Below are 24,174 nucleotides of genomic sequence, written 5' to 3' on the forward strand. Positions count from 1 at the left end.
GCCCCGCCTTTCTTCGACGCAGTTAACAAGTGTTAAATGGATGGCTACCAAAATCTGCCGTAGTATCCCGTGACAGCTTCTTCCAGCACCCAGCAGCACCATACATGGTAGACGTAAGCCAACACAAACTGGTACCAGAACACACTGTCCTCGACGACGAGGAGCTCGAGAGTGTGTTACAGGAGTACAACGTCGCAAAGACGAATCTCCCGAAGATCAAGAGGAAAGACCCGGCGCTTCCTGATGACGCAGAGCCCGGCGACGTCATCAAGATTGTCCGGAATTCGCGAACGACCGACAAAGCAGTCGTATATCGACTGGTGATCGAATGAACCGACAAGCGCGACGCGAAGTCTCTCGCAAGTACTTCTCTGAGGAACGGCTCGCTGAACATCACTTCCGCTCGTTCAACGCGTTCCTCGAACGCGGTATGTCCGAGGTCGTCGAAGAGAAAGCCACCATCGAGACGGACATCGGTGACAAAGAGGGCGAAGAACCCGTCTACGTCGAACTCGGTGGCGTCCGCGTCGAGACGCCCCGCGTCCGTGAGGCCGACGGTTCCGAGGAACTGCTCTTCCCGCAGGAAGCGCGCCTGCGTAACATCACGTACTCCGCCCCCGTGTTCATGGAGATGTCCATCGTCCGCGGCGGCGAAGAAGAAGAGGAAGTCGTCGTCGACACCGCCGAGACGAAGGTCGGCCGGATGCCGATTATGGTCGGCTCCTCGAAGTGTAACATCGCGGAACTCACCGACGAGGACCTCATCGAAATCGGTGAAGACCCCGTCGACCCCGGTGGCTACTTCATCGTCAACGGCTCCGAGCGCGTGCTCATGACCTCGGAGGACCTGGCACCCAACAAGATTCTCGCCGAGTACGACACGAAGTACGGCGACGAGATTCAGGTCGCCAAGACCTTCAGTCAACGCCGTGGCTACCGCGCACTCGTTCTCTGTGAGCGTAACCGCGAAGGACTCCTCGAAGTGTCGTTCCCCTCCGTCTCCGGGAGCGTCAACTTCGTCACGCTCGTGCGTGCACTCGGCCTCGAATCCGACGAGGAAATCGTCCACCGCGTCTCCGACGACCCGGAGATTGTGAAGTTCATGCTCGAAAACCTCGAAGAGGCCGACGTTCAGACCCAAGAACAGGCCATCGAGGCACTCGGCAAGCGCGTCGCTGGTGGGCAGGGCAAGAACTACCAGCTCAAGCGCGCCAACTACGTCATCGACCGCTACCTCCTTCCGCACCTCCACGAAGAGGGTGCCGAAGAAGAGGAAGTGCGCATGAACAAGGCGTACTACCTCTGCCGCATGGCCGAGGCGTGTTTCGAACTCGCACTCCAGCGCCGCGAGTCCGACGACAAAGACCACTACGCCAACAAGCGCCTCAAGGTGTCCGGCGACCTGATGAAGGACCTCTTCCGGACGGCGCTCAACAAGCTCGCACGCGACGTGAAGTACCAGCTCGAACGCGCCAACATGCGCAACCGGAACCTCACGGTCAACACCGTGGTCCGGTCCGACGTGCTCACGGAGCGTCTCGAACACCCGATTGCGACGGGGAACTGGGTGGGTGGCCGCTCCGGCGTCTCCCAGCTCGTCGACCGTACCGACTACATGGGTGTGCTCTCTCACCTCCGCCGTCTCCGCAGTCCGCTGTCGCGCTCGCAGCCTCACTTCGAGGCACGCGACCTGCACGCGACCCAGTGGGGTCGCATCTGCCCGTCTGAGACGCCAGAAGGGCCGAACTGTGGTCTGGTGAAGAACTTCGCGCAGGCGATGGAGCTCTCTCAGAACGTCGAAGACGAACAGGCATTGAAACGAGAACTTGCGTCGATGGGTGTCGAGGGTATCCCCGGCATCGACAGCATCGACGCCACACCCGCAGACGACTAACATGGCTCAGGCACAGCGAGAAGCGAAAGTATACGTCAACGGTAGTCTCGTCGGGACGCACCCCGACCCCAACCAACTCGCAGCGCAGATTCGCGAGGCACGTCGCCGCGGCGACGTCAGCCAGATGGTGAACGTCTCCGTCAAGGAGCGCACCCGCGAAGTTATCATCAACGCGGACGCCGGGCGTGCCCGTCGTCCCCTCATCGTCGTCGAAGACGGTGAACCGCTGCTCACCGACGACCACGTCGAAGCCCTCGAGAACGACGAACTCGGCTTCGAGGACCTCGTCGAGCGTGGACTCGTCGAGTTCATCGACGCCGAAGAAGAAGAGGACATCTACGTCGGCGTCGACGAAGACGAACTCACCGAGGACCACACGCACCTCGAAATCGACCCACAGCTCATCTTCGGTATCGGTGCCGGGATGATTCCGTACCCGGAACACAACGCGTCGCCGCGTATTACGATGGGTGCAGGGATGATGAAGCAGTCGCTGGGGATTCCGGCCGCGAACTACCGCATCCGCCCGGACACCCGCCAGCACCTCATGCACTACCCGCAGCTCTCGATGGTCAAGACCCAGACCACGGAGCAAATCGGGTTCGACGAGCGCCCGGCCGCCCAGAACTTCGTGGTGGCCGTCATGTCCTACGAGGGGTTCAACATCGAGGACGCACTCGTCATGAACAAGGGCTCTGTCGAACGTGCCCTCGCTCGCTCGCACTTCTTCCGGACCTACGAAGGCGAAGAGCGTCGCTACCCCGGCGGTCAGGAAGACCGCTTCGAGATTCCGTCGCAGGACGTGCGTGGCGCACGCGGTGAAGACGCCTACTCGCACCTCGACGAAGACGGTCTGGTCAACCCCGAAACCGTCGTCGACGAGAACTCCGTCCTTCTCGGCAAGACGTCGCCGCCGCGGTTCCTCGAAGAACCCGACGACATGGCTGGCCTCTCGCCGCAGAAGCGCCGCGAGACGTCCGTCACCATGCGCTCCGGTGAGTCCGGTGTCGTCGACACCGTCACCCTGATGGAAGGAGAAGACGGGTCGAAACTCGCCAAAGTCTCCGTGCGCGACCAGCGCGTCCCGGAACTCGGCGACAAGTTCGCGTCCCGCCACGGACAGAAGGGTGTCGTCGGCCACTTGGCACCGCAGGAAGACATGCCCTTCACCGCAGAGGGCGTCGTTCCTGACCTCGTCCTCAACCCGCACGCACTGCCGTCGCGTATGACGGTCGGTCACGTGCTGGAGATGCTGGGCGGGAAGGTCGGCGCACTCGAAGGCCGTCGCGTCGACGGGACCGCCTTCCAGGGCGAGTCCGAACAGGAACTCCGTTCCGCACTCGAAGAACGCGGCTTCATGTCCTCCGGCAAGGAGGTCATGTACTCCGGCGTCACCGGCGAGAAAATCGAGGCCGAAATCTTCGTCGGCATCATCTTCTACCACAAGCTGTACCACATGGTGAGCAACAAGCTGCACGCCCGTTCGCGCGGGCCGGTGCAGGTTCTCACCCGGCAACCGACCGAGGGTCGTGCTCGCGAGGGTGGCCTTCGTCTCGGTGAGATGGAGCGTGACACCGTCATCGGACACGGTGCCGCCATGGTGCTCCAAGAGCGCCTCCTCGACTCCTCCGACAAGGAGCAAGTCTACATCTCCGCGGACACCGGCATGGTCGCCGTCGAAGACCGCGACCAGCGCCGTATCTACGACCCCGTCACCGGCGACGAGGACAACATCCACGAAATCGACATCAGCTACGCGTTCAAGCTGCTCTTAGACGAGATGGTCGCGCTCGGCGTACGCCCACGAATCGAACTCAAGGACGCGGTCTAATCACACATGTCAATTCAGACACCAAAAGAAATCGGCAGCATTCAGTTCGGGTTGATGGACCCGGAGACGTACCGAGACATGTCCGCGACGAAGGTCATCACCGCGGACACCTACGACGACGACGGCTACCCAATCGACATGGGTCTCATGGACCCGCGTCTGGGCGTCATCGACCCCGGCCTGCAGTGCCGCACCTGCGGCCAGCACTCGGGTTCGTGTAACGGGCACTTCGGCCACATCGAACTGGCCGCACCCGTCATCCACGTCGGCTTTACGAAACTCATCCGCCGTCTCCTCCGTTCGACCTGTCGCGAGTGTGGTCGCCTCTCGCTCACGCAGGAAGAAGCAGACGAGTACCGCGAGAACCTCAAGCGAACGAAGGAACTCGGCGACGACTGGAGCGACGTGATGAAAGCGGCAGTCCGGCAGGCCCGTAAGGCCCACCGCTGTCCGCACTGTGGGTCGCCCCAGCACGACATCAAACACGAGAAACCGACGACCTACTACGAGGTCCAGAACGTCCTCGCCGGCGACTTCTCCGAGCGCATCGCCTCCGCGATGCAACCGGACCCCGACGACGAAGACGACGAGGGTATCTCGCCGCCGGAACTCGCAGAGAAGGCCGACATGGCGGCCGACCGCATCAATCAGGTGCTCGCAGGTGAGTTCCGCCCCGTCGGCGACGACCGGAAGGCACTGGAGAAGGCCCTCGGCATCGACCTGACCGAAGAGGACATGAACAAACTGATGCCCTCGGACATCCGCGACTGGTTCGAGGACATCCCGAACGAGGACCTCGTCACGCTCGGTATCGACCCCGACCGGTCGCGCCCCGAGTGGATGATTCTGACCGTCCTGCCCGTCCCGCCGGTGACTGCCCGCCCGTCGATTACGCTCGACAACGGGCAGCGCTCCGAGGACGACCTGACCCACAAACTCGTCGACATCATCCGCATCAACCAGCGGTTCATGGAGAACCGTGAGGCCGGTGCGCCGCAGTTGATTATCGAGGACTTGTGGGAACTGCTCCAGTACCACGTCACCACGTTCATCGACAACGAGATTTCGGGCACGCCGCCGGCACGTCACCGCTCCGGCCGCCCGCTCAAGACGCTCAGTCAGCGCCTGAAAGGCAAGGAAGGCCGCTTCCGCGGTTCGCTCTCAGGAAAGCGCGTCAACTTCTCCGCGCGTACCGTCATCTCGCCGGACCCGACGCTCTCGCTGAACGAAGTCGGTGTCCCGGACCGCGTCGCCTCGGAGATGACGCAGACGATGAACGTCACCGAGCGAAACATCGAGGAGGCCCAACAGTACGTCCGCAACGGCCCCGAGGAACACCCCGGTGCGAACTACGTCCGTCGTCCCGACGGCCGTCGCCTGAAGGTGACAGAGAAGAACTGCGAAGAACTCGCAGAGAAGGTCGAACTCGGCTGGGAGGTCAACCGACACCTCGTCGACGGTGACATCGTCATCTTCAACCGACAGCCATCGCTGCACCGCATGTCCATCATGGCGCACGAAGTCGTCGTGATGCCGTACAAGACGTTCCGCCTGAACACCGTCGTCTGCCCGCCGTACAACGCAGACTTCGACGGCGACGAGATGAACATGCACGCCCTCCAGAACGAGGAGGCCCGTGCCGAGGCACGCGTCCTCATGCGCGTCCAAGAGCAGATTCTCTCGCCGCGCTTCGGTGAGAACATCATCGGCGCCATTCAGGACCACATCTCGGGGACCTATCTCCTCACGCACGACAACCCGCACTTCGTCGAGACGCAGGCGCTGGACCTGCTTCGCGCGACGCGCGTGGACACGCTCCCCGAACCCGCGGGCGAAGACGAGACTGGCACGCCCTACTGGACGGGCCGCCAGATATTCTCCGAACTCCTGCCCGACGACCTGGACATGGAGTTCACCTCGAAGGTCGGCGACACGGTCCGTATCGAAGACGGCCAACTCGTCGAAGGGACCATCGACGAAGACGCAGTCGGTGCGTTCGGTGGCGAAATCGTCGACACGCTGGCGAAGGATTACTCGAAGACGCGTTCGCGCATCTTCATCAACGAGATTGCCTCGCTGGCGATGCGCGCCATCATGCACTTCGGTCTCTCTATCGGTATCGACGACGAGTCCATCCCGGAGGAGGCGACCGAACAGGTCGACGAGGCCATCGAAGCCGCCTACGAGAAGATTCAGGAACTCATCCAAATCTACGAAGCGGGCGAACTCGAATCGCTTCCGGGCCGTTCGGTCGACGAGACGCTGGAGATGAAGATTATGCAGCGCCTCGGCAAGGCACGTGACTCTGCTGGTGAAATCGCAGAGGACCACTTCGAAGAGGACAACCCGGCAGTCGTCATGTCGAAGTCCGGTGCGCGTGCGTCCATGCTCAACCTGACGCAGATGGCCGGGTGTGTCGGCCAGCAGGCAGTTCGTGGCGAGCGCATCAACCGTGGCTACGAAGGCCGCACGCTGAGCCACTACCAGCGCGGTGACCTCTCTGCGGACGCTCACGGGTTCGTCGAGAACTCCTACCGCGCCGGCCTCACCCCGCGTGAGTTCTTCTTCCACGCGATGGGTGGCCGCGAAGGGCTCGTCGACACGGCAGTCCGTACCTCGAAGTCCGGGTACCTGCAGCGTCGTCTCATCAACGCACTGTCCGAACTCGAAGCGCAGTACGACGGTTCTGTCCGCGACACGTCGGGCACCATCGTTCAGTTCGAGTTCGGTGAAGACGGCACGAGTCCCGTCAAAGTCTCGTCGAGCGAAGACACGCCAATCGACGTCGACGGCATCGTGGACCGCGTCGTCGACGCGGAGTTCTCCTCGGACGCCGAGAAAGAACGCTTCCTCGGCGAGCGTGCACCGCCGACCAACCTCTCCGAACACGCAGAACCGCGCGTCAGCGCCGGTGCGGAGGTAGAATCAGATGACTAAGAAAGTAGACCTCTCTCAGTACGAATACGTCGACCAGAACGTCGTCGACGTCGTCGAGTCGAAGGAACTGTCTCGACGCCTGAAGGACCGCATCTACCAGACCATAGAAGAGCGCGAGGGCGTCTCGCCCCAGCAGGCCACCGAAATCGCACAGGCCGTCGAAAATCGCTACATCGAGACGCGCGTCGACCCGCTGGACCCCGTCGGAACCGTCTCGGCGCAGTCTATCGGTGAACCCGGGACGCAGATGACGATGAACACGTTCCACTACGCGGGCGTCGCCGAAATCGACGTGACGCAGGGACTCCCCCGTCTCATCGAACTCGTGGACGCGCGGAAGACGCCGGACACGCCGATGATGACGGTCTACCTCGACGACGAGTACGCCAAGGACCGTGACCTGGCCCACCAGGTCGTCTGGGACATCGAGTCGACGAAGGTTCTCGCGCTCGGTGACATCTCGACGAACGTCGCCGACATGGTCGTCCAGGTCAACCTGAACGACGAGACGCTCCTCGAACGGTGGCCGACCTACGACGACGAAGGCGTCGTCGCCAGCGAAATCGCCGAGACCATCGAAGACGCTCTCGGCATCAAGACCCGCCGAGAAGGGACGCTCATCGAGTTCGGCCCCGAGAGCCCGAGTTACCGCCGTCTCCTTCAACTGGTCGAGGAACTGCGTGACATCGTCTTCAAGGGTATCGAGGAAGTCTCGCGCGTCGTCATCCGCAAGGAACAGAACGACGAGACTGGCGAAGAGGAGTTCGTCCTCTACACCGAGGGGTCGGCCTTCGGCGACGCGCTCGCTATCGAGGGCGTCGACGCCTCTCGGACCACCTCGAACAACATCCACGAGGTGTACAAGCAACTCGGCGTCGAAGCGGCCCGCGAGGCCATCATCAACGAGACGATGAACACGCTCAAAGAGCAGGGTCTCGACGACGTGAACATCCGTCACCTGATGCTCGTCGCAGACATCATGACCAACGACGGCACCATCGAGTCCATCGGTCGACACGGTATCTCCGGGTCGAAGGACTCCGTGCTCGCCCGTGCCGCGTTCGAGGTGACGGTCAACCACCTGCTCGACGCCGCCATCCACGGCGAAGAAGACGACCTCGACGGTGTCATCGAGAACGTCATCGTCGGCAAGCCAATCGCCATCGGAACCGGTGACGTGGACCTGCGGATGGGGTCGCTCGACGTCGACGACGTCGAGGCCAACGCCGCACCCGAACCGTCTGACGACTGACGATGAAAGTCACGCTGTCGGACACTGCGCGCCGGTACATCGCCCTCTTCGAGGACGAGACTGACGCGACGGCACACGACTGCCTCGTCTTCGACGACCGGGTCGTCTTCCTCGTCTCCGCGGGGGAGATGGCGACGGCCATCGGCCCGGGCGGACGGACGGTCCAGACGGTCGAACGACGCATCGGGCGGTCGGTCGAACTCGTCGAAGACGCCGACACGCCGGAGGCGTTCGTCGCGAGTGCACTCGCGCCGGCGGCAGTTCGACACGTGACGATTTCCCGGCAGAACGACACCGTCGCCTACGTCGAAGTCCAAGAGGAGGACCGCGGCGTCGCCATCGGTGCTGACGGGAAGACCATCGACACCGCGCGTGAACTGGCCCACCGTCACTACGACATCGACGACATCCAGTTGACGTAGGCGTCAGGATTTTTTCGCCCCCGTCGGGCACACGTTTTTGTCGCCCGCGTGCGGCGGTGTATTCATGGTACTGCTCCGACCGACAGTCGTCGCTGTCCCCGGGCAACTCGACCCCAGTGGACTCACGGCGTACGGCGACTTCGCCAGTGCCGTCGTCGGGTTCGTCGTCGGAGCACTCGTCGTCTATCTCTTCGGACGACTCGCCGTCGTTCCGGTCGTCACGCGCGTCGTCAGTTCGCGTAACCGGAACAACCCGACGCTGGAGACGGCGACGCGGACGTACACGCACGCGATAGTCGTCCTCGCCGCGTTGGTCGGGGGACTCGTCACTGGTGGGTTCGGGTCGTTACTGACCAACAGTGCGCTCATCATCGCGGCGGTGACGCTCGTCCTCGGTGTTGCCGGTCAAGAGGTCATCGGCGCACTCATCAGCGGTCTCTTTCTCGTGGCCGACCCGGACTTCAACGTCGGTGATTGGATTGCCTGGCCCGGTGGCGAGGGCGTCGTCGAGGCGGTCGATTTTCGTGTCACACGTGTCCGAACGGTGAACAACGAGACCATCAGTGTTCCGAACACCGAACTCACGACGAACGCACTCGTTCGTCCGTACGGGAGAGAACGCTACCGAGTCACCGAACGGGTCGATATCGCCTACAGCGACGACGTGGAACTGGCCCTTCGAGAACTCGTCGAGGTGGCACGCGGCGACGACCGGGTGTTGGAAGACCCACAACCCACCTCGCGTATCATCGAGTTTGGGGGCAGTTCCGTCACTCTCAAAGCCGAGTTCTGGGTCGACTCACCGATGGACGTGAACCTCGTGGACCTGCGCTCGCAGTTCAGACGCCGGGTGAAGTTGCGGTTCGACGAGGTCGGACTGACGCTCGGTCCGGCGTCTGGTCGGGAGGTCAGCGGGACGCTCGACGTGGACCTCGTGGGTGAATGACACGCGAGGCCCCAACGACCGCTTCTCCGGGCAGTTCAGTCCCTCTTGACAGCCCTGCCGTCGTCGTTTTAATTCGTAAAACGGCCTCAGATTCGTCCTTAGGGGTCGCTAATCGGTGCTGAACCCGTCTCGTCGGATTCGAAAAGGGAGGCTTAAGTATCTCCATCTGGAAATCACGTTCACTATGGCGAACGGCAAATACGCCGCGCGCAAGCTCAAAAAAGACCGGCAGAAGCGACGCTGGTCCGACTCTGAGTACGCGCGCCGTGAGCGCGGTCTCGGCAAGAAGTCCGACCCGCTCGAGGGTGCCCCACAGGGTCGTGGCATCGTCCTCGAGAAGGTTGGTATCGAAGCAAAGCAGCCGAACTCGGCAATCCGGAAATGTGTCCGTGTTCAGCTCATCAAGAACGGTAAGCAGGTCACCGCCTTCTGTCCCGGTGACGGTGCAATCTCGTTCATCGACGAGCACGACGAAGTGACCATCGCCGGTATCGGTGGTGCGAAGGGTCGTGCGATGGGTGACCTTTCGGGTGTCAACTACAAGGTCGAGAAGGTCAACGGCGTCTCGATGATCGAACTCGTCCGCGGAAACGCTGAGAAGCCGGTGCGCTAACCATGTCGGAAAGCGACTCCCCCGACCCCGAGTCCCCCGCGAGCAGCGAGGAAGCCAACCAGAACGCGCTTCTGTTCGGCGTCTGGGACTGCTCCGAGATGGAGTACACCGACCCCAGCATGAGTCGGTACATCAAGGCGACGCCAATCGCCCACACGATGGGCCGCCACGCGTCCAAGCAGTTCAAGAAGAGCGAAATCAGCATCGTCGAGCGCCTCATCAACCGTCTGATGCAGACGGAAGAGAACACGGGCCACAAGCAGAAGACGAGCAACATCGTCAAGGACGCGTTCGAAATCGTCGACGAGCGCACCGAAGAGAACCCCGTTCAGGTTCTCATCCGCGCCGTCGAGAACGCCGGTCCGCGTGAAGAGACCGTCCGCCTCAAGTACGGTGGCATCTCTGTCCCGCAGGCCGTCGACGTTGCACCGCAGCGCCGTGTCGACGAAGCGCTGAAGTTCATCGCACAGGGTACCCTCAAGGGCTCCTACAAGACGAAAACCTCCGCCGCCGAATCACTCGCACAGCAGCTCATCGGCGCCGCGGACTACGACGTCCAGACGTACGCTATCTCGCAGAAAGAAGAGAAAGAGCGCGTCGCAGAAGCGGCCCGGTAATCTCCCTTCTCTCTTCGTTTTTCACGCCCGCCGAGCGACTGCACCGAGCAGTCGTTCGCGTTCGTGTCCGCGTTCGCGTCTGCGTCCGTCTCGGTTCGTCGCTCTCAGTCGGCGGCGGTGTTCGACCCGACGACGTAGTGTTTCACCACGTCCACGAGCGTGCGCCGGTACTCGCTCTTCGAGGGGTCGGCCGCGAGGTTGCGGAAGTGATCTTTGAACGTCACGAGCGAGACAGAGGGAGCGTCGTCGGCGGCGGCGTGGGCCAGGTCGTAGAGCCTGTGGTCGGTGTCGATGAGGTCGTGACGCTCCGCTAACGCGAGGGCGAAGGCCGCGTTGACCGCCGTAATCTCCGGGTCGGACCCGGTCGTGACGAGTTGTGACCCCGGGCGACCGGACGTCCGTGGCCGGTCTGCGAGGGCGGCGGCGAGTTCCGATTCGAGGAATTGGACGAGTTTGTTCGCGGGTGCGACCGACAGCGTCAGGTCGTCAGCGTAGATGTCCTTGCAGTGATTCGCAATCTGATAACAGTGCGCGAGTTTTCGGCGTTCGACCGTTCGCCCGGCGAGCGCCAGAAAGACCGCCTCGTCTGTCGACTGGAAGTGTGAGGCGTGGCCTTCCTCGTTGCGTGCCATGTGCGAGAGTTCGTGGAGCGCGAGTTCTCGGCCCATCGCGCTCATCGCCGTCTGTCGTGAGATGTTGAGGACGTGGCGGTTCTGATAGTGGGCGGCCCACGTGCGGGTGTCCGGGTCGTCGCGCACGTGGACGTAGACGGGATATTCGAGGTCGAACTCGGTTTCGAACAGGTCGGCGGCGCTCAAGAACGGGTCTGCGGGCGCGCCTCCGAGTACACGGAGGTCCATTCGTACGTGTGTAATGTTATCAACCAACATGACTCTTGCGCCGAGCGGTCGGAACCAGATAGTGTGAACGACACTCAGTGTATCGTGACAAAAATGCTCATACCACGGCAGTAGGACGCCTGACGGTGGGAAATTCGCTGGCACAAAACACTACTCTTTTGACCCTCCTGCCGGTAGACCCCTGTATAATGGGCCGACGAAAGAAAATCGTCCAAGAATGTGAGAAACTGATGGACAAGCCGGGACAAATCCGGAATATCGCCATCGCAGCTCACGTCGACCACGGGAAGACGACCCTTTCGGACAACCTCCTCGCGGGTGCCGGCATGATCTCTGACGAGACGGCCGGGCAGCAGCTCGCGATGGACACGAAAGAAGACGAACAGGAACGCGGTATCACCATCGACGCGGCAAACGTCTCGATGACTCACGAGTGGAACGACCAGAACCACCTCATCAACCTCATCGACACGCCGGGCCACGTCGACTTCGGTGGCGACGTGACGCGAGCGATGCGCGCCGTCGACGGTGCGCTCGTCGTCGTCGACGCCGTCGAAGGTGCCATGCCGCAGACCGAGACGGTCCTGCGTCAGGCGCTCCGCGAGGGTGTCAAGCCGGCCCTGTTCATCAACAAGGTCGACCGCCTCATCAACGAACTGCAGGAAGGTCCCGAGGAGATGCAACAGCGTCTCGTCGACGTCATCTCCGACGTCAACGAACTCATCCGCGGGATGACCAAAGAGAAGGACTACGATTGGACCGTCTCCGTCGAAGACGGGACCGTCGCCTTCGGGTCCGCCCTCTACAAGTGGGGTGTCTCCATGCCGTCGATGCAGGAGACCGGTATCTCCTTCGGCGACATCATGGAACTCGAACGCGCTGGCGACCGTCAGGAACTCCACGAGCGCACGCCGCTTTCGGACGTCGTCCTCGACATGGTTGCGGAGCACTTCCCCAACCCGCTCGAAGCCCAGCCCCGTCGTATCCCGACGGTCTGGCGTGGTGACTCCGAGACCGAACTCGCACGCCAGATGCGCGAAGTCGACGACGACGGCGAAGTCGTCTTCATGGCGACCGACATCTCGATGGACCCCCACGCGGGTGAAATCGCGACGGGTCGTCTCTTCTCCGGTACCATCCGCAAGGGTCAGGAGCTCTACGTCTCCGGGACCGCGGGCAAGAACCGCGTCCAGTCCGTCGGTGTCTTCATGGGTGGCGAACGCGAGGAACTCGACCGCGGCGTCCCCGCAGGGAACATCGCGGCCGTCACGGGTCTCCGTGACGCCATCGCGGGTTCCACCGTCTCCTCCGTGGAGATGACGCCGTTCGAGTCCATCGAACACATCTCCGAGCCTGTCATCACGAAGTCCGTGGAGGCAGAGCGCATGGACGACCTGCCGAAGCTCATCGAGACGCTCCAGCAGGTCGCCAAGGAAGACCCGACCATCCGCATCGAAATCAACGAGGACACCGGCGAGCACCTCATCTCCGGTCAGGGTGAACTCCACCTCGAAGTCATCACGCAGCGTATCCGCGACAACCAGGGCATCCCGGTCCGCACCGGTGAGCCGATTGTCGTCTACCGCGAGCAGGTCCAGGGTTCGTCCCACGAAGTCGAGGGTGTCTCCCCGAACCGCCACAACAAGTTCTACATCACGGCGGAACCCCTCTCGCAGGACATCGTCGACTCCATCAAGCTCGGCGAAATCTCGATGGACATGCCCGAACTGGAGCGCCGCGAGGCACTGCAGGAAGCCGGCATGGACAAGGACACGTCCCAGAACGTCGAACACATCCACGGGACGAACATCCTCATCGACGACACGAAGGGTATCCAGCACCTCAACGAGACGATGGAACTCGTCATCGAGGGTCTCGAAGAGGCACTCGACGACGGTCCGCTCGCCGCGGAACCCGTCCAGGGGACGCTCCTCCGTCTGCACGACGCCAAGCTCCACGAGGACACCATCCACCGTGGTCCGGCGCAGGTCATCCCTGCAGTCCGTGACGCGGTCCACCGCTCGCTCATCGCGGGTCAGGTGAAGCTCCTCGAACCCATCCAGAACGTCCGCATCGACGTTCCGTCTGACTACATGGGCTCGGCCTCCGGCGAGATTCAGGGTCGCCGTGGCCGCGTCGACGACATGTACCAGGAAGGTGACCTCATGGTCATCGAGGGTATCGCACCCGTCGAAGAGATGATTGGCTTCTCCTCTGACGTCCGCTCCGCGACGGAAGGCCGCGCCTCCTGGAACACGGAGAACGCTGGCTTCCGCGTGCTCTCGGACAACCTCCAGCGCGAGAAGATTATGGAGATTCGCGAGCGCAAGGGCATGAAGCTCGAGCTCTCGCAGGCTATCGACTACATCTAAGCGCACACCTCGCGCTCTTCTTTCGTTTATCACCCCGCGAGCGACTGCGTCGGCGCGTCGCTTCGTGACTCACGCTCCGTTTCGACTCACTCGTCCGCCGAATATCCGTGTCATATGCCACCACGCGGACGATATCGGCAAGCCGTGTCACCTGCGAAGGCTTATACCTCGTGGCCGAATCACGGACACATATGCGAAGGGGCACGTCTCCCGACTCCTGTCGCGTCGACGCGAAACCACGGCGGAACTACGCGTCGCCGACAACAACACCGGGACGGCCCACGGAGGTGGGACGATGAGCGCACAAGACGTCGAGAGCGACGCCGACGGCGAGGTAGACGCCGAAACCGACGGTGGTGGCGAGATGCCGAAACCGCACACGGTTCGCCTCGAACTCGTCGACGAACCCGGGCAACTGCTCGCCGCGCTCCAACCCATCGCCGAAAACGGCGGCAACTTGCTCTCTATCTTCCACGAACGCGGGAACCTGACCCCACGCGGTCACATCCCGGTGGAAGTCGACCTCGAATGCCCACCGGACCGCTTCGAGGGTATCGTCGACGCGCTCCGCGACGCCGGTATCAACGTCATCCGCGCCGGTGCGGAACACTTCGGTGAGGAGGTGACGCTCATCCTCGTCGGTGACCTCGTCGACTCCGACCTCTCGGATACGCTTCACCGTATCGAGGCGTCCGCTGACGCGGCGGTGAAGGACCTCTCGCTGTCCGCACCGGACGGCACGCAGGAACCGTCGAGCGCGCGACTCAGACTCGCCGCGCGGTCCGGAAAGACCGCAGAGGCGCTCACCGTCGTCCGCGACATCGCCGCCGAGAAAGACCTCCACGTCGTCGAACCGCTCACGGAGGAGTCCGCATGACGCTCCGACTCGCCATCCTCGGTGCGGGCGCAGTCGGCGGGTCCGTGTTGGACCTCGCGGGCGAGTACGGCCACGAAGTCGTCGCCTACGCCGACTCGTCGTCGTCGGTCACCGACCCCGCGGGACTCGACCCACAGGTGGTCCACGACCGGAAAGAACGCGAGGGCATCGTCGGTGACGGTGACCTCGACGCGGTGTTCGACACCGACTACGACGTCCTCGTGGAGGCGACGCCGACGACGCTCGGTGACGCCGAACCTGGCTTCTCACACGTCGAGCGCGCGCTGGCGGACGACAGACACGTCGTCCTCGCAAACAAAGGACCGGTGGCCGAGCGCTACGCCGACCTGCGCGCCCTCGAAGCGGAGAGCGAGGGGCGCGTGCAGTTCGAGGCAACCGTCGGCGGTGCGATTCCCGTCCTCTCGACCATCTCTGACCTCGGCGCGAACCACGTGAGTGCCGCGCGCGGCGTCCTCAACGGGACTGCCAACTTCATCCTCTCGCGCATGGCCGCGGAAGGACTCGACTACGAACACGTCCTCGCGGAGGCCCAGGACCTCGGCGTGGCCGAGGCGGACCCGTCGTTCGACGTCGACGGTATCGACGCCGCGCTCAAGTTCGTCATCCTCGCGAACGTCCTCTCGGACGGTGACGCCGAGTACACGCTCGACGACGCGTCTGTCGAAGGGATTCGGAACGTCCCCGGCACGGCGCTGGACCTCGCCGCGGAAGATGGGCGCACGGTTCGACTCATCGGTGAGGCGACTGCCGACGGCGTGCGCGTGGCACCGCGACTGGTCCCGCAGGGTGCCGCGCTCGCCGTGACGGGCACCCAGAACATCGTCCAACTGGAGACGACACACGCCGGCCAACTCAACGTCAGCGGCCGCGGAGCGGGTGGTCCGGAGACTGCGACGGCGGTGCTGTCCGACGTTTCCCGACTCGAATAACCCGTTTTCGGCCTCCTCGGACCGTCTCCGTTGGATGTGACCTATCAGTGTCACCGAGTGTCACCCACCGTGGTATGGTTCCGCAAATCGCAGTACGGCGCTTAGACGGCCCGTAGACCGTATCGAAATCGTTTTAGGGGTTTCAACAAAAACATCCCCCACAGAGCGCCTTAGCGCGTGAATACACCAATGAGCGACAAACCCCACCAGAATTTGGCCATTATCGGCCACGTCGACCACGGTAAGAGTACGCTCGTCGGCCGACTCCTGTTCGAAACCGGTTCCGTCCCGGAACACGTCATCGAGCAGCACCGAGAAGAGGCCGAGGAGAAAGGCAAGGGCGGATTCGAATTCGCCTACGTCATGGACAACCTTGCAGAAGAGCGTGAGCGCGGTGTAACGATCGACATCGCCCACCAGGAGTTCGACACGGATGAGTTCTACTTCACCATCGTCGACTGTCCTGGCCACCGCGACTTCGTCAAGAACATGATCACCGGTGCTTCGCAGGCTGACAACGCGGTCCTCGTCGTCGCTGCTGACGACGGTGTCGCACCTCAGACCCGCGAGCACGTCTTCCTCGCACGTACGCTCGGTATCGGCGAACTCATCATCGCGGTCAACAAGATGGACGTCGTCGACTACAGCGAAGACACGTACAACGAGGTCAAGGAGCAGGTCGGCAAGCTCCTCAAGCAGGTCCGCTTCAACTCCGACGACGCGACCTACGTGCCGATCTCGGCCTTCGAGGGCGACAACATCGCCGAGCGCTCCGACAACACGTCGTGGTACAAGGGCGACATCCTCCTCGAGGCACTCAACAACCTGCCGGCCCCGTCGCCGCCGACGGACGCGCCGCTGCGCCTCCCCATCCAGGACGTCTACACCATCTCCGGCATCGGTACCGTCCCTGTCGGACGTATCGAGACGGGTACCCTCAACCCCGGCGACAACGTGAGCTTCCAGCCGTCTGACGTCGGTGGCGAAGTCAAGACCGTCGAGATGCACCACGAAGAAGTCGACCAGGCTGGTCCTGGCGACAACGTTGGTTTCAACGTTCGTGGCGTCGGCAAGGACGACATCCGCCGCGGCGACGTCTGTGGCCCGGCTGACGACCCGCCGAAGGTCGCCGAGACGTTCAAGGCACAGGTCGTCGTCATGCAGCACCCCTCGGTCATCACCGCTGGCTACACGCCGGTCTTCCACGCCCACACGGCGCAGGTCGCGTGTACCATCGAGTCCATCGACCAGAAGCTCGACCCCGCGTCGGGTGAGGTCGCTGAGGAGAACCCGGACTTCATCAAGTCCGGCGACGCTGCCATCGTGACCGTCCGTCCGCAGAAACCGCTCAGCATCGAGCCGTCCTCCGAGATTCCGGAACTCGGCAGCTTCGCTGTCCGTGACATGGGTCAGACCATCGCGGCCGGCAAAGTGCTCGAAGTCAACGAGCGATAACGATGCAACAGGCACGCGTTCGGCTCGCCGGCACGAGTCCGGAAGACCTCGACGATATCTGCGACGACGTCCGCGAGATCGCGAACAAGACGGGCGTCAACCTCAGCGGGCCGATCCCGCTGCCCACGAAAACGCTCGAAGTCCCTGCCCGCAAATCGCCTGACGGCGAGGGGACGGCGACGTGGGAACATTGGGAGATGCGCGTCCACAAGCGTCTGATCGACCTCGACGCTGACGAACGCGCTCTGCGCCAGCTGATGCGCGTTCAGGTCCCTAACGACGTCAGCATCGAGATCGTCCTCGAAGACTAACTACGGTCCCACCTCGGACCGTCGTGACGCTTCGCGTCACACTCGCGGCTGTCGAGGCGCGCGTCCGGAAGCTCTGCCCCCGAGCTGGGTTCAGCGCTAAGGCGCGTGTCATCTCACTTCGATTCGACCCGTCGGCCTCGCGCCGACGAGTCTTTTCGTGGAGTGGGTGACGACGACTCGCCAGCGAGCTACGACCAAATCGACCGACAGCGAGATGGTATCGTCTGTCTGGCTGATGGCGAAACATAGAGTATAAGTGTATCCCACGACTCCGTGGGAATGAGGGCTCGTAGATCAGTGGTAGATCGCTTCCTTCGCAAGGAAGAGGCCCGGGGTTCAAATCCCCGCGAGTCCATCAACTTCTGTCGATACCACCGGTGAGCGGAGCGAACCGCGTGTATCGACTGTATTGATGCCTGTCTGAGCGGGGATTTGAATCAGGGAGCGAGAGGTGAGCGAGCAGCGCGAGCGAACGGGAGCGACCGTGGTTCAACATCCCCGCGAGTCCATCTCCTTCGGTCGTTTCACTCCCTTAGTCGATGGACTCGCTTGCCCCCACTCGCTTCGCTCGTGGGGACCCCGCGAGTCCACTACCATTTTCGCGACGCAACCCAACGAGTCGTGACTCCGGCAGGAGGGCCGTGTACCCAGCAATATTTCGGGTGGTACAGTCTTAGGAATCTCTACTTCCGATAATGGCATACATTCGAGCGGGAAGGAGATACATCGTGATTACGTAGTGTCCTAGCCCGAAGTAGACTATAAAGGAAATAACTGACTGGGAAGTAGTCGAGACGACAATTGCATCACTCATGAATAGAATATGTACTGCGATTGTGACTGTCAATACTAACAAGCCAGACAAGATCGAATAAATTGCATGACTTTTGGTTTGCCTTACCAGCCTCTTCATTCCAGATGAGGCAGAAGAGCTAGGTTTGTCGATTAGAGATGATACTGCACTAATTGAGAAGCCGATCAAAATAGCCAACGTAGAGATGATAATACCGCTAAAATTCTGTGTTAAAGTTGCACCTACGTAAACAACACCTGCCGAAATGACTGCTGGAAATGCAAAGAATATCACATACACCATACTATCTATCGCTAAGTCTGACTTAACAGACTCAAAGTGTCGATTTGCTATCCCTCTGATGCTGAATATTCCCATTATAGTTGGCTCTCTGTTGACACTGTGTTTTCCCCATACCGTCTTAGTATCTCGTTTGCATACTCACGTGCAATTTCGGAGATAGAAGAGGGAACTGGATGTCGTTGATGGTCTAGGAGAAGGTCATCTGACTTTGGGTCAACAATTCGTTCCATTGCAACCTCGTCTTTGAAAATCGAGATTGTTCGTTTTGACCCGTTTTTCTCGATTTGGAACTTCGCTTCATCAAACTCCTGTCCATGAAGCTCAACAGCACTTGTTTCTGTGTTTTGGAGGGCTTGAATTACTCTCTCGATCCCTCTTTTTATGACCGGTAGGCTTTCGCCCCGACTAGCTTTTAACTCGATCTGCTCTTTAAGAGCACCACCATCTGAGTCAAACATATGTCCTAGGTCATCGTGAAGGGCGGCAGATTTTTGCTGTTTTTCAAGCTTCAGCTTGAGAATGCGGTCTGCTTCTAATATCTGCTCAACCAAGTCGGCATCGACGACTGGGTTCATGTCAACGTGTACATTCCTATCGATGCTTTCGATAAACTCACGTTTGAACACCCTATCGAAGTGTGTTTTCACGCCTTTGTTCCCTGCCTTCTCTAGCAAAAATAGAGCACGTGTTCGGTCTTTTTGTGGAACGTGACAGAAGAAGTAATACGGCTGTTCAACCGCTATTTTTGGTGGTCGGGCATCTGGGTCGCGTTCGTCTTCCACAGTATCGTAGTGGCCCGCCCCGCGTCCGTAGTTTCCCCCGACAAACGTTCCTTCAATCGTATTATTGCCACTTTCCCAATCCTCAACAGTGAATGTTCTTTCGGCTTCCGGGTCAATTTCTGTTCCCGGAATGGCTGTACAGAACTCTTCGAAAAGAGAAATAAATGACCGTCCTGTGAGTGACAGGCTATTGCTTAGATTGGTCAAATCCCAGTAGTTGTCTGTTTCATGCTTCCGTCGAAGCCGTATCCAGTATGGGACCAGTTTGTATGTCTGCACTATTATCCAGTTATTCAATAATGTAGATAAACATTTTCTCTAGACATATCATTTCACGCTATGCTCAATTTGGGTGGAGTCTGTTACTGATGTATTCGAAGTTTCAGGGAGTGACCTCGTCAAGCGACTTGTTGGTGACTCCGCGAGTGTCGGGGGCCTATAGCCGATGAAACACGCCCTCGACCGGCCACCACTAACTCAATTAGTAAGAATACAGTCGTACAGCCTCTCGTAAGCAACTATTCAGTAGTCGTTGGCACGTCGGTCGGAGCGTCGGCGGTGCGGGTTTTCTGGGGGCTTGATTGCTTCGGGGCCGCCAACAAGTCTCTTGGCGGGGAATAGTATTCCAGATGGCCAAAGCGTCATTACCTTTGACCGAGAAGCCATATTGTACATATGTTCTTTGGGTTTATACCGTGGAGTAAAAGAAATAGCCCACCGAAACCGAGATTACGGGAAGAGCTTACTGAGGATTCGAGGGTCCGATTGGCAAATATATTGAAGGACATTAATGGTGAACACATACAGAAGGGATACAAAGAACTGCAGGATTATACAGGTCACAACATAGTAGGAATATATTCAGGTACGATTCGAGATGCCGAAGAATCACAATTTCTGTTCCTAAAAAATGATTCGTATGATATCAATATTGTTCTTGATTATCTAGAATACGTACTGAACGTCGCATTCACGGAAACGCCATTTCTATCTAAAGATAAAAAAATTGAAATAATATACAAAATAGAGAGGACATTTGAAGAGGAAGGGATTCTGGTCCAAATAAAACCATCTTCAAAGGAGATATTTGAAAATAATGGATATCACCCACCAGAGGATGGGTTTATTCAATTCCAACAAGTTTCAGATGAGACAATCATTGATACAGACCAGGAGGTTCGCGTGTTTGCGATGGGCGAGAGATGGAGCGAACCACTTGCTCCGTATAACAAGGCGTGGGAAATGTACAAAGACGGTACCCATACAACCGCTCTCATTGAGAAGTTGTACAATAGCTTAGAGCTAACTACAGAAAAGATTTGCTCTGATTTAAACAACTGGGAAGAAGAAGGAAAAGGAGTCGGTCGTTACATTGAGGTACTAAAGGAGCAGGGGCTATTCGAAGATAGTCCTCAAATGAGCGAAGAAGCAGCACACATTGTACAGTCGCTCAGAGTGACGATACATCGAATGGGCGGTGACAGAAAGAGGCACATAGATATCGATTCAGACTACTGTATCTTCGTTCTACACCAAACGTCTGCGTACCTCTCTTATTTCATCAAACGTTATGAGAAAAATTTCGAGTAGTGACCTAGCGACAGACGACTCTGTGATTTTCTGCAATCTTTAATTCGGTCAAATATTCTCAACTATGGCGAACAACCAATGATGCCCTTCCAACGTCAGTACCAGCCACAGCGGCAGGTCAACCGTCTGCGTCAGTGCCTCGATCATCGCCGAAGACCCCACCCAAATCTGGGATATGGGATTTCTCCAGTCGCCCGATTCGTGAGAGAGTGCTCCAGATATCTTCGTGAATCGTAGCCTTCACCTCCCGAACGTACAGGCCGAGTCCGATTAAGAGAGATGCGACTCACCTAAACAATCGCAACCCGAACAAAATACCACGTCCCCTCGTACTTCAGAACCTCGGGCCGATTCTCGTCGTTGAACCCAAACGGATTCTCCTCATCCTGCCCGAACTCCACCTGTCCATCCAGCGCGTCCACGAACACCTGCTGTCGCGACTCGCTCAGATTCTCGAAGTGAACCGACTGATTCTCCGGCCACTCGAAGTACCGACTCTGATTCTCTAGTTTCGACACAGAGACGAATTCCGTCCCGTACATGGGCGAGTCGTCGGCAGTCATCGCCGTCGTCTCTACAGTCGTCTCAGTGGGGTCTGTCGCCTCCACCACAGTCGTCTTCGTCGTCATCGGGTCCGATGGTTCACTGACCGTCTCTGACCCGCCGAGTCCGGCACACCTGGCGAGGAGGACGAGTGTGACCACGAGGATGAGTCGCCAGTTGGAGGGCATAGCCACATACTCGTTGACATATCGACAGTAAGTGTCTCGTGCGCCTGCAGGTTCACACAAACCCACCCCCAAAACACCCATACTCCAACCCCACCACAATCCCCCATGTTCGAGACACCCGCCTCGACGCACGGCTATCTCCCTGTCGTCGCCGTCTTCTGGGTGTACGTCCTCCTCGCCCTCGGCATCACGTTCGCCCTCCGAACAGTCGGGATGCCCAGTGAGTGGACGCTGTACGCCTTCGTCGCAGTCGCGCTCCTGCTCGTCAAACCGTTCGTCCCGCTGTTCAGGCGGTACACGCCCTGACTCCACTTCCACCGATTCCTTCACTTTCACTCCGCCCTTGGCGGACCCTCTTAACACCCGACGCCGACGCCACGGGTATGGGAACTGAACAGGCCGAACCCCCGTCGGACCCGACTGCCCTCTTTCGGGACGTCGTCGCGACACTCCGCGAGACGCGCCGAGGCGTCTATCAGCACCGGATGGCGCAGGCACTCTTACAGAAGGACGCCAACGGGTCGCGTCTCGTCGCGCTGAACGAGGACACCCAGCGAGCGGTGTTCTTCAATCCCGCGTCGCGGACGCTCGAATCGGTGCCGTTCGACCGGGAGGGAACGCACGAAGACGACGCGCGGGTGCTCTCACGCCGGTTGAGTGACCCGGCGTCGTGGGTCGAACGACACGCCGGCGAACTATCGTGGATTCACCCGCACTTTCGGTGGGCGTGTGGACTGGACGGTGAGTGTGTCCGACCGTGAAGAATTATACACTCGCACTGCACACACACTGCGTATGAACGACGAGGAACTCGACGAACTTCGGTCGTCGCTCACGCCGTACGAGTCTAGCAACGGGGTCACCACCTACCAGAACACCGTCTCTATCGCCTGTCCGGCCTGCGAGAAACCGTTCGACGACTTGGTCGTCTGCGAGAACGACTACAACAGTCTCGAACTGAGCATGCTGCTCGACCTCTGTGTGACCACGCACGACGACGACGTGCTGTTGTTCACCCACAAGCAGTAACGGCTTGCGGAATCACTCGACCGAGACTCGCTCGGCGTCGATAGTCGTCTCTTCGACCAGCGTCTCGACTTCCAGCACGCCGTAGACTAGCCACGTGACGACAGCCGAGACGACGGCCGCAGTCGCGCCTGCACGAAGTCCTGTTCTCCACCCGTCGGTAAGCGACCCGACGAGGAACCCCACGAGGAACGCGAAGAGACCGTCTAGGATGGTCGTCTGTACTCTGTTCATACGCTCACGACGGTGCGTGAGACGAAAAAATGTAGGTTGAAAACGAGGAAGTCTGCGTTACTCGCGCGGCGGGAGGCCCTTGTCGTCGATGACGTCGCCGTCGTCGTCGACGGTGACGATACCGCGGTTGTTGACTGCGTAGGGGTCGAGGCCGACTTCCTGGAGGAACTGTTTGTAGAGGCGCTCGGCCGTCTCGGCGTCTTTCTGGCGGTCCGACGCGCGGTCACAGAGTTCCACGAGGTCCTCGGGGACGTCGTTCTCGTGGACGATCCAGTGGTTGATGAGGTCCGACAGACGGCGGATGGGCGACGTGAAGTGGCCGTAGATGTCGAAGTTGAGCGCGTAGTGACCGCCGAAGGGGTCGTTCATGTACTTCGCGCGGGGCATGACCTTCAACACGGCGCGCTGAATCTTGTTGAGCGAGCGAGAGTTCGCGGTTTCGAGGGCGTCGTTGACGGCCTTCCGGGGTTCGTCCCACGACGTGGACTTGATGCTCACGCCGTCGAGTTCGGTAATCTCACGGAGCGCCTTGTCCCACTGGTCGGGGGTCGGTTGCGGGTGGACGCGGTACATCGCTTCGACACCGCGACTCCACATGAGTTCGTGCGTGACGGCCTTGTTGGCCTTCAGCATGCACTCTTCGATGATGGTGTGGGCGCGGTCACGACTCGGGTTGAGGACGAGCGACCCGTCTTCTTTGCGCTGTTCGTGCAGTTGGTCTGCGAGGTCGTAGACCAGCACGTTCTCATCGTGGAGCGGCGCGTCCTCGTCGTCGAGGCGGTTCTCACACTGCGTGTAGGTGAGTCGCTCGTTGGAGTGAATGACGGACTTGTAGATGTCGATAGATTCGAACGAGAGCGTGTCCTTCTTGATTTCCATCTCCACGGTGTGGGCCAATCGGTCCTCGTTCGGAACGAGTGAACAGACCGTCTCGGCGAGCACCGGCGGGAGCATGTGAATCGTATACGCGGGGAGGTAGACGGTGTTGCCGCGTTTGACGGCCTCTGCCCACATCTCCGACCCGGGGTGGACGTAGTGGGTCACGTCGGCGATGTGGACCCACAGCGTGTACGTCTCTTCGTTCTCGCGGATGCTGATGGCGTCGTCGAAGTCCTGTGCGTCGACAGGGTCCGTCGTCCACGTCGTCAGGTCCCGAAGGTCCTGGCGGTGGTCTAACTCGTCTTCTATCTCCTCGTGGACGCCTTCGGTGCGGGCGCGTGCCTCCGAGAGGACTTCCGGCGGGAATTTGTCGCGAATCTCGAACTCCTCGAACAGTTCCTCGCGCTTGTTCTGGAGGTGTCGCGCGAGTTCGGCGTCGATTTCGACCGGGCCTTGCCCTTCGGCGGTTCCGGCGTACGCCTGCGCGTCGTCTGACATA

23 protein-coding genes and 1 tRNA gene are annotated in these 24,174 nt (G+C 60.2%); 19 read left to right on the plus strand and 5 right to left on the minus strand.

Annotated elements, in window-relative coordinates:
- Positions 1–104: 104 nt before the first annotated feature.
- The 9 genes from ACK3R5_RS01065 (at position 105) to ACK3R5_RS01105 (ending at position 10,512) form a co-directional block, all read left to right on the plus strand.
- Positions 105–332 carry a DNA-directed RNA polymerase subunit H gene (locus ACK3R5_RS01065; RefSeq protein ID WP_411965232.1) on the plus strand — a complete coding sequence of 76 codons (228 nt, stop codon included), beginning with the start codon at positions 105–107 and terminating at the stop codon, positions 330–332.
- Positions 329–1,894 (plus strand): DNA-directed RNA polymerase subunit B'', encoded by a 1,566-nt coding sequence (locus ACK3R5_RS01070; protein WP_411965233.1) that lies wholly within the window; start codon positions 329–331, stop codon positions 1,892–1,894. The genes ACK3R5_RS01065 and ACK3R5_RS01070 overlap by 4 nt, the downstream gene beginning before the upstream one ends.
- 1 nt (position 1,895) lies before the next feature.
- Positions 1,896–3,725 (plus strand): DNA-directed RNA polymerase subunit B, encoded by a 1,830-nt coding sequence (gene rpoB, locus ACK3R5_RS01075; protein ID WP_411965234.1) that lies wholly within the window; start codon positions 1,896–1,898, stop codon positions 3,723–3,725.
- A 6-nt stretch (positions 3,726–3,731) separates the two neighbouring features.
- Positions 3,732–6,662 carry a DNA-directed RNA polymerase subunit A' gene (locus ACK3R5_RS01080; protein WP_411965235.1) on the plus strand — a complete coding sequence of 977 codons (2,931 nt, stop codon included), beginning with the start codon at positions 3,732–3,734 and terminating at the stop codon, positions 6,660–6,662.
- The gene (gene rpoA2, locus ACK3R5_RS01085; RefSeq protein ID WP_411967782.1) at positions 6,655–7,914 is read left to right on the plus strand and encodes a DNA-directed RNA polymerase subunit A''; all 1,260 of its coding nucleotides are present in this window, start codon (positions 6,655–6,657) and stop codon (positions 7,912–7,914) included. Before ACK3R5_RS01080 ends, rpoA2 begins: the two co-directional genes overlap by 8 nt.
- A 2-nt stretch (positions 7,915–7,916) precedes the next feature.
- Positions 7,917–8,336 (plus strand): NusA-like transcription termination signal-binding factor, encoded by a 420-nt coding sequence (locus ACK3R5_RS01090; RefSeq protein ID WP_411965237.1) that lies wholly within the window; start codon positions 7,917–7,919, stop codon positions 8,334–8,336.
- 64 nt (positions 8,337–8,400) lie between these two features.
- A complete protein-coding gene (locus ACK3R5_RS01095) occupies positions 8,401–9,282 on the plus strand; it encodes a mechanosensitive ion channel family protein (protein ID WP_411967784.1) in 882 nt (293 codons plus the stop codon).
- A 184-nt stretch (positions 9,283–9,466) separates the two neighbouring features.
- Positions 9,467–9,895: a 30S ribosomal protein S12 gene (locus ACK3R5_RS01100; protein WP_004058161.1), complete on the plus strand. Its 429-nt coding sequence runs from the start codon at positions 9,467–9,469 to the stop codon at positions 9,893–9,895.
- A 2-nt stretch (positions 9,896–9,897) separates the two neighbouring features.
- Positions 9,898–10,512 carry a 30S ribosomal protein S7 gene (locus ACK3R5_RS01105; protein ID WP_411965239.1) on the plus strand — a complete coding sequence of 205 codons (615 nt, stop codon included), beginning with the start codon at positions 9,898–9,900 and terminating at the stop codon, positions 10,510–10,512.
- A gap of 104 nt (positions 10,513–10,616) precedes the next feature.
- Here the strand turns inward: ACK3R5_RS01105 and ACK3R5_RS01110 are convergent, their stop codons facing one another.
- Complete coding sequence (locus tag ACK3R5_RS01110) at positions 10,617–11,372, minus strand: DUF5781 family protein (protein WP_411967785.1); 756 nt, start codon at positions 11,370–11,372, stop codon at positions 10,617–10,619.
- Positions 11,373–11,560: 188 nt separating this feature from the next.
- On the opposite strand from ACK3R5_RS01110, the gene ACK3R5_RS01115 reads away from it, so the two are divergent.
- From ACK3R5_RS01115 to ACK3R5_RS01140, 6 genes are all read left to right on the plus strand, one after another.
- A complete protein-coding gene (locus tag ACK3R5_RS01115) occupies positions 11,561–13,744 on the plus strand; it encodes an elongation factor EF-2 (RefSeq protein WP_411965241.1) in 2,184 nt (727 codons plus the stop codon).
- 295 nt (positions 13,745–14,039) lie between these two features.
- Complete coding sequence (locus ACK3R5_RS01120; protein ID WP_411965242.1) at positions 14,040–14,621, plus strand: amino acid-binding protein; 582 nt, start codon at positions 14,040–14,042, stop codon at positions 14,619–14,621.
- Positions 14,618–15,571: a homoserine dehydrogenase gene (locus ACK3R5_RS01125; protein WP_411965243.1), complete on the plus strand. Its 954-nt coding sequence runs from the start codon at positions 14,618–14,620 to the stop codon at positions 15,569–15,571. The genes ACK3R5_RS01120 and ACK3R5_RS01125 overlap by 4 nt, the downstream gene beginning before the upstream one ends.
- 189 nt (positions 15,572–15,760) lie before the next feature.
- A complete protein-coding gene (tuf, locus tag ACK3R5_RS01130; protein WP_411965244.1) occupies positions 15,761–17,026 on the plus strand; it encodes a translation elongation factor EF-1 subunit alpha in 1,266 nt (421 codons plus the stop codon).
- Between the two features lie 2 nt (positions 17,027–17,028).
- Positions 17,029–17,337 carry a 30S ribosomal protein S10 gene (gene rpsJ, locus ACK3R5_RS01135; RefSeq protein ID WP_004044563.1) on the plus strand — a complete coding sequence of 103 codons (309 nt, stop codon included), beginning with the start codon at positions 17,029–17,031 and terminating at the stop codon, positions 17,335–17,337.
- A 283-nt stretch (positions 17,338–17,620) separates the two neighbouring features.
- Positions 17,621–17,692, plus strand: a tRNA-Ala gene (locus ACK3R5_RS01140).
- A gap of 815 nt (positions 17,693–18,507) precedes the next feature.
- On the opposite strand, the gene ACK3R5_RS01145 is transcribed toward ACK3R5_RS01140, so the two are convergent.
- Entirely contained in the window at positions 18,508–19,494 is a 987-nt protein-coding gene (locus ACK3R5_RS01145; protein ID WP_411967786.1) for a hypothetical protein, read from the minus strand.
- A gap of 396 nt (positions 19,495–19,890) precedes the next feature.
- Here ACK3R5_RS01145 and ACK3R5_RS01150 point away from each other — a divergent pair, with 396 nt between their 5' ends.
- Entirely contained in the window at positions 19,891–20,805 is a 915-nt protein-coding gene (locus ACK3R5_RS01150; RefSeq protein ID WP_411967787.1) for a hypothetical protein, read from the plus strand.
- Between the two features lie 290 nt (positions 20,806–21,095).
- Here the strand turns inward: ACK3R5_RS01150 and ACK3R5_RS01155 are convergent, their stop codons facing one another.
- The gene (locus ACK3R5_RS01155) at positions 21,096–21,536 is read right to left on the minus strand and encodes a hypothetical protein (RefSeq protein ID WP_411967788.1); all 441 of its coding nucleotides are present in this window, start codon (positions 21,534–21,536) and stop codon (positions 21,096–21,098) included.
- Positions 21,537–21,641: 105 nt separating this feature from the next.
- On the opposite strand from ACK3R5_RS01155, the gene ACK3R5_RS01160 reads away from it, so the two are divergent.
- The 3 genes from ACK3R5_RS01160 (at position 21,642) to ACK3R5_RS01170 (ending at position 22,565) form a co-directional block, all read left to right on the plus strand.
- A complete protein-coding gene (locus ACK3R5_RS01160; RefSeq protein ID WP_411967789.1) occupies positions 21,642–21,842 on the plus strand; it encodes a hypothetical protein in 201 nt (66 codons plus the stop codon).
- A gap of 77 nt (positions 21,843–21,919) precedes the next feature.
- Positions 21,920–22,297 carry a hypothetical protein gene (locus ACK3R5_RS01165; protein WP_411965245.1) on the plus strand — a complete coding sequence of 126 codons (378 nt, stop codon included), beginning with the start codon at positions 21,920–21,922 and terminating at the stop codon, positions 22,295–22,297.
- A 34-nt stretch (positions 22,298–22,331) separates the two neighbouring features.
- Positions 22,332–22,565 (plus strand): hypothetical protein, encoded by a 234-nt coding sequence (locus tag ACK3R5_RS01170; protein ID WP_411965246.1) that lies wholly within the window; start codon positions 22,332–22,334, stop codon positions 22,563–22,565.
- 12 nt (positions 22,566–22,577) lie between these two features.
- On the opposite strand, the gene ACK3R5_RS01175 is transcribed toward ACK3R5_RS01170, so the two are convergent.
- On the minus strand, positions 22,578–22,796 hold the full coding sequence (locus tag ACK3R5_RS01175; RefSeq protein ID WP_411967790.1) for a hypothetical protein: 219 nt from the start codon (positions 22,794–22,796) through the stop codon (positions 22,578–22,580).
- A 57-nt stretch (positions 22,797–22,853) separates the two neighbouring features.
- Positions 22,854–24,173, minus strand: a complete 1,320-nt coding sequence (locus ACK3R5_RS01180) for an RNB domain-containing ribonuclease (RefSeq protein ID WP_411965248.1) — start codon at positions 24,171–24,173, stop codon at positions 22,854–22,856.
- Between the last annotated feature and the right edge of the window lies 1 nt (position 24,174).

This window comes from Haloferax sp. YSSS75 (assembly GCF_046764215.1).
Classification (GTDB): domain Archaea; phylum Halobacteriota; class Halobacteria; order Halobacteriales; family Haloferacaceae; genus Haloferax.